We start from the raw sequence: 6097 nt of genomic DNA on the forward strand, positions 1-6097 counted from the left end.
ATGCTGGTCGCGGCCGCCGCGGCGGAATGGCAGGTGGACCCGGCCAGCTGCCAGGCGCGCAATGGCGAAGTGATCCACGCCGCCAGCGGCCGGCGCCGCAAGTACGGCGAACTGGCCGCCAAGGCCGCGCTGCTGCCGGTGCCGCAGAAGCCGGCGTTGAAGCCGGCCGCGCAACTCAGGCTGATCGGCACAGCCGCCAGGCGCACCGACGTGCCGTCCAAGGTCGACGGCAGCGCCAGATTCGGCATCGACGCGTGCGTGCCCGGCATGAAGATCGCGGCGATTGCCGCCTGCCCGGTGTTCGGCGGCACGCTGGAGAAAGTGGACGACAGCAAGGCGCGCGCGGTCAAGGGCGTGCGCAAGATCGTCAAGCTGCGCGACGCGGTGGCGGTGATCGCCGACCACAACGGCGCCGCGCGCAAGGGCCTGGCGGCGCTGGCGATCACCTGGAACGATGGTCCCAACGCCGGCTTCTCGTCGGCGGAATGGGAGCGCCGGCTGGACGCCGCCGCCCAGGCCCAAGGCCTGGTGGCGCTCAACGAGGGCAATTTCGCCCAGCTGGTGGCGCAAGGCGCGCGCACGCAGCAGGCGGTGTACTACGCACCGTTTCTGGCGCACGCCACCATGGAACCGATGAACTGCACCGCGCACGTGCACGCCGGCGGCGTGGAGATATGGACCGGCACGCAGGCGCCGGGCCGGGTGCAGGCCCACGTGGCGCAGGCGCTCGGCATCGACGCGGCCAAGGTGCGCATCAACAACCACCTGATCGGCGGCGGATTCGGCCGCCGGCTGGAGTCCGATTACGTGGTGCAGGCGGTGCTGGTGGCCAAACAGCTCGATCATCCGGTCAAGGTGATCTGGAGCCGCGAGGAGGACATGCAGCACGACCTGTACCGCCCGTTCTACCGCGACGAACTGACCGCCGCGCTGGATGCCGACGGCCGGCCGGTGGGCTTCAGCCACCGCTTCGTCGGTTCGGCGGTGGAGGCGCGCTTCCAGCCGGCCTGGATGGCCAATGGCGTGGATACGGACGCCATCGACGCGGCGCACAGCCCGTACGACTTCGCCCACAAGTACGTGGAATTCGGCGCGCTGGAAACGCCGGTGCCGACCGGCTTCTGGCGCGGCGTCGGTCCCACCCACAACACGTTCGTGATCGAAAGCTTCATCGATGAGCTGGCGCTGGCCGCCAGGCAGGACCCGGTGGCTTACCGCCAGGCCATGCTGACCAGGCAGCCACGTGCGCTGGCGGTGCTGAACCTGGCGGCGCAGAAGGCCGGCTGGGGCAAAAAGATGAAGCCCGGCAGCGGCATGGGCGTGTCGCTGGCGGTGGCCTGGGGCAGCTTTGCCGCCGCGGTGGTCGAGTGCGAGGTCGGCAATGGCCAGGTCAGCGTCAGGCGCGTGGTGTCCGCGGTCGATTGCGGCCAGCCCGTCAATCCGGACGGCATCGTCGCCCAGCTCGAAGGCGGGCAGGTGTTCGGCCTGACGGCCGCGCTGTATGGCAGGCTGACGGTGGAGCGGGGACGTATCGTACAAAGCAATTTCCATGATTATCAGATCGCGCGCATGAACGAGGTGCCGCCGATGGAAGTGCATCTGGTCAGCAACCACGAAACGCCGGGCGGCATGGGGGAACTGGGGACGGCGCTGATCGGCCCGGCCATCGCCAACGCCGTGTTCGCGGCCACCGGCAAGCGGGTGCGCCGGCTGCCGTTCGATGCCGAGGCGTTGAAGGCCTGAGCCGGCAGCGGAGAGCGCCAGTGGCGACACTGGTGCTCTCCGCGCGGCGGTCAGGCCGGCTGCTCGAACGTGCCCGGGCTGGCGGCGGTGGCGCGCCAGTCGCTGCCGCGGCCCGGCTGCGCCTGCGCCAGCGCGCGCACCGTGCCTGCCACGTCGAAGTCGCCGGTGTAGACCGGCGTACCGGGCTGCTGGCGCCACGATTCGTCCAGACTGCCCGCGTCCACGGCGTCAAAGCCGACTTCGTCGATGAGCTGCATGACCACCGCCTTGGCCACCTTGTCGTCGCCCGCCACCGGCAGCGCGATGCGGCCGGGCGTGCCGGAAGGACGGTTGAGCGTCTTCAGGTGCGTGGCGTAGATGTTGTTGAAGGCCTTGATGACCGGCCGCCTGAGGTGGGCCTCGGTCCAGCGGCTCTCCAGCATGCCCTCCTCAATGGCGCCGATCCTGCCATCGCGTTGGCGCGGGTAGTAGTTACCGGTGTCGATCACGATGGTGGACGGCGCGGCGTGGTCGAACAGGTCGGCCGGCAACTGCGCGATGTTCAGCAAGGGGATCGATACCACCACCACGTCCACGTCGCGCATGGCGTCGTGGACAGTGACGGCTGTGGCGCCGGTAGCCGCCGCCAGCGCGGCCAGCGTGTGCGGGCCGCGCGCGTTGGCGATCTTGACCTGGTGGCCGGCCTGGCGCCAGCGCTGCACCAGGGTTGCGCCGATCTGGCCGGCGCCGATAATGCCGATCTTCATGGCCGACCTCACTTCGGCTGGGCCGGGGTGGACAGCATGCTCAGGTAGTGCATGTCCAGCGGCGCACGCAGCAGGCCGGGCAGCGCGGCCACCAGTTCCTGCATGTACGGCATCTCGAAATGCAGGTCCAGCGCGGCGCGCGAGGTCCAGTTCTCGTACATGACGAACACGGTGGGATCGTCGTCCGACTGGTGCATGTCGTAGTTGATGCAACCGGCCTCGGCGCGGCTGCGCTCGACCAGCGATTGCAGACGGCCGGCCAGTTCCTGTTCCTTGCCGGGCTGGGCGTAGAGGAAGGCCACCAGGCTTAATTTCTTTTCCATCATTTATCCTTTCGGAATGGTTCAGTGATGGCGTGAAGTTAGCCCATTGCCGGCGTCGAAACAATCGCCGCCGCGGTGCATACGGTATGAACCGCTACGTCATAATCCTGCCCGCCCGCGACGGTCAGCGGCGCGCCACCAGGCGCTGGCGCTGCTGGCCCAGGTGGTCTATGCCCAGCGTCATCACATCGCCGGTGTGCAGGAAGCGCGGCGGCTGCTTGCCCATGCCCACGCCGGGCGGCGTGCCCGTGATGATCAGGTCACCCGGCAGCAGCGTCATCATGCGGCTGCAGTAGCTGACCAGCTGGGCGCAGCTGAAGATCATCCGCGAGGTGTGGCCGGTCTGCATGCGCTCGCCGTTCACGTCCAGCCACAGCGCCAGCTGCTGCGGGTCGGGAATCTCGTCGCGGGTCACGAGGTAGGGGCCGACCGGGCCGAAGGTGTCGAAGCCCTTGCCCTTGCTCCACTGCCCGCCGCTGCGCTCCATCTGGAAGGCGCGGTCGGTCACGTCGTTGGCCAGGCAGTAGCCGGCCACGTAGTCGAGCGCCTGCGCCTCGCTGACGTTGCTGGCTTCGGCGCCGATGACGATGCCCAGTTCGACCTCCCAGTCCAGCTTGCTCGCTTCGAGCGGTTCGACCACATCGTCGTCCGGACCGTTGAGGCAACTGAGCCATTTGGCGAACATGACGGGTTCGGCCGGCACCGGCAGCTTGGCCTCCAGCGCATGGTCGTGGTAGTTCAGGCCGATGGCGACGATCTTGCTGATGCCGCTCCACGGCACGCCCAGCCGCGGCGTGCCCGGCACGAGCGGCAGCCGGGCCGGGTCGAGCGCGCGCAGCACGTCGCGCGCCGCGGCGCCCAGGGTGCGCGGCGTGATGTCGTCCAGCAGGCCGGACAGGTCGCGGATCTGGCCGCCGGCATCGAGCAGACCGGGTTTTTCCTGGCCCTTGGGGCCGTAACGCAGCAGTTTCATGGTGATTGCAGTGAGGTTGGGTTGACCAAGTATCAGCGGTGGCCATCCCGGCCACAATCCGCCGCCGGGCAGAACGCCACCCTGATATTTTGGCAGGGTGACGCCCACACTGATCCAAATGGAGAGGAGCACGATTGAACTGTGCACTACACTCGGGCGCAGGCTTCATCTACCGATCGTTACATCATCCGAGGAGGTTGTACATGAGCACTACTGCGGCAGACTATCTGGCACACACACTGGCCCAGGCCGGCGTCAAGCGCGTGTATGGCGTGGTGGGCGATTCGCTCAACGGCTTCACCGACGCGCTGCGCCGGCAGGGGGCGATCGACTGGGTGCACATGCGCCACGAGGAGGGCGCGGCGTTCGCGGCCGGCGCGGAGGCGCACCTGACCGGCGCGCTGGCGGTGTGCGCCGGCAGTTGCGGCCCCGGCAATCTGCACCTGATCAACGGCCTGTTCGACTGCCAGCGCAGCGGCGTGCCGGTGCTGGCCATTGCCGCCCACATCCCGAGCACGGAGATCGGCATCGATTACTTCCAGGCCACGCATCCGGAAAGCCTGTTCAAGGAGTGCGCGCATTACGTCGAACTGGTGTCCAATGCGGCGCTGCTGCCGCAGATCCTGCACCGCGCCATGCGCATGGCGGTGGCGAAAAAAGGCGTGGCGGTGGTGGTGATGTCCGGCGACGTGGCGCTGCAGCCGCTGGCGGCCACGGTGCCGCCGTGGCTGCTGCCCAGCCAGCCCGTGGTGCTGCCGCCCGCGACACAGATCGATGCGCTGGCCGCCATGCTGAACGGTGCCGAGCGCGTGGCGCTGTTCTGCGGCGCCGGCTGCGCCGGCGCGCACGGCGAAATCATGCAACTGGCGCACGCGTTGCAGGCGCCCATCGTGCACACGCTGCGCGGCAAGGAGCACATCGAGTACGACAACCCGTACGACGTCGGCATGACCGGCCTGGTCGGCTTCGCCTCCGGCTACAAGGCGATGAAAAGCTGCGACATGCTGCTGGTGCTGGGCGCGGATTTCCCCTACCGCCAGTTCTTCCCCGAGCACGCCAACATCGCGCAGATCGACGTGCGGCCGGAAGCGCTGGGCAACCGTTGCCCACTGCAGCTCGGCCTGCTCGGCGACGTCAAGGCCACGCTGGCGGCGCTGCTGCCCAAGCTGGCGCAAAAGACCGACCGCAGCTTCCTCGATCGCGCGCAGGACGACTACGCGCAGGCGCGCAAGGATCTGGACAAGCTGGCCGAAATCGACGCCGGCACGCGCGCCATCCACCCGCAGGCCGTCACGCGCGTGGTCAGCGAGCTGGCCGCGGCGGACGCCGTGTTCACCGCGGACGTGGGCACGCCGATCGCCTGGACCGCGCGCTACCTCAAGGTGAACGGCAAGCGCCGCATCGTCGGCTCGTTCAACCACGGCTCGATGGCCAATGCCATGCTGCACGCGATCGGCGCGCAGGCATCGCATCCGCAGCGGCAGGTGATTTCGTTCTCCGGCGACGGCGGCTTTTCCATGATGATGGGCGAGTTCCTCACGCTGTCGCAGCAGAATTTGCCGGTCAAGATCATTTTGCTCAATAATGGCACGCTGGGTTTCGTGGAACTGGAGATGAAGGCCAACGGCTTCCTCGATACCGGCTGCGACCTGAAGAATCCCAACTTTGCCGCCATGGCCGAAGCCATGGGCGTCAAGGGCATCCGCGTGGAAGATCCGCACGCGCTGGAAGGCGCGGTGCGGGAGGCGCTGGCGCATCCGGGGCCGGTGCTGGTCGATGTGGTGAGCGCGCGGCAGGAACTGATCATGCCGCCGCATACCACGTTGGACGAGGCGCACAAGTTCGGCCTGTTCATGCTGAAGGCCGTGCTGGACGGACGGGCGGCAGAATTGATCGACCTGGCCAAGGTCAATATGCTGCGTTAACCTGATGGGACCAAACATGCCTCACTCCAAACTTTTCAGCCCGCTACAGGTGGGCAAGCTGCAACTGGCCAACCGCATCGTGATCGCGCCGATGTGCCAGTATTCCGCCGTCGACGGCTGCATGAACGACTGGCACCAGATGCACCTGGGCCAGCTGGCGCAGTCCGGCGCGGCGCTCTTGACCATCGAATCGACGGCGGTGTTGCCGGAAGGGCGCATCAGCTATGCCGACGTCGGCCTGTACGACGACGCCAGCGCGGCGGCCATGGCGCGCACGCTGGACTCGGTGCGGCGCTGGTCGGACATGCCGGTGGCGGTGCAGCTGAACCACGCCGGCCGCAAGGCCTCGGTCGAGCGGCCGTGGCTGGGCGGCCGGCAGATCGCGCC

The 6097-nt window shown here is 68.0% G+C and carries 6 protein-coding genes; 3 read left to right on the forward strand and 3 right to left on the reverse strand.

Going from position 1 to position 6097, the window contains the following annotated elements:
* On the forward strand, nt 1–1743 hold a 1743-nt coding region (locus E4L98_RS13440), incomplete at its 5' end, for a xanthine dehydrogenase family protein molybdopterin-binding subunit (protein WP_135202064.1).
* A gap of 50 nt (nt 1744–1793) precedes the next feature.
* On the opposite strand, the gene E4L98_RS13445 is transcribed toward E4L98_RS13440, so the two are convergent.
* From E4L98_RS13445 to E4L98_RS13455, 3 genes are all read right to left on the reverse strand, one after another.
* Complete coding sequence (locus E4L98_RS13445; RefSeq protein WP_135202065.1) at nt 1794–2489, reverse strand: NADPH-dependent F420 reductase; 696 nt, start codon at nt 2487–2489, stop codon at nt 1794–1796.
* An 8-nt stretch (nt 2490–2497) separates the two neighbouring features.
* On the reverse strand, nt 2498–2812 hold the full coding sequence (locus tag E4L98_RS13450) for a putative quinol monooxygenase (protein ID WP_135202066.1): 315 nt from the start codon (nt 2810–2812) through the stop codon (nt 2498–2500).
* Nucleotides 2813–2936: 124 nt separating this feature from the next.
* Nucleotides 2937–3785, reverse strand: a complete 849-nt coding sequence (locus E4L98_RS13455) for a fumarylacetoacetate hydrolase family protein (protein ID WP_135202067.1) — start codon at nt 3783–3785, stop codon at nt 2937–2939.
* A 203-nt stretch (nt 3786–3988) separates the two neighbouring features.
* Here E4L98_RS13455 and poxB point away from each other — a divergent pair, with 203 nt between their 5' ends.
* Both poxB and E4L98_RS13465 read left to right on the forward strand, forming a co-directional pair.
* Nucleotides 3989–5710 (forward strand): ubiquinone-dependent pyruvate dehydrogenase, encoded by a 1722-nt coding sequence (gene poxB, locus E4L98_RS13460; protein ID WP_135202068.1) that lies wholly within the window; start codon nt 3989–3991, stop codon nt 5708–5710.
* 16 nt (nt 5711–5726) lie between these two features.
* On the forward strand, nt 5727–6097 hold a 371-nt coding region (locus E4L98_RS13465), incomplete at its 3' end, for an oxidoreductase (protein ID WP_443093087.1).

The sequence above is a fragment of the Duganella callida genome (assembly GCF_004614165.1).
Classification (GTDB): domain Bacteria; phylum Pseudomonadota; class Gammaproteobacteria; order Burkholderiales; family Burkholderiaceae_D; genus Rugamonas; species Rugamonas callida.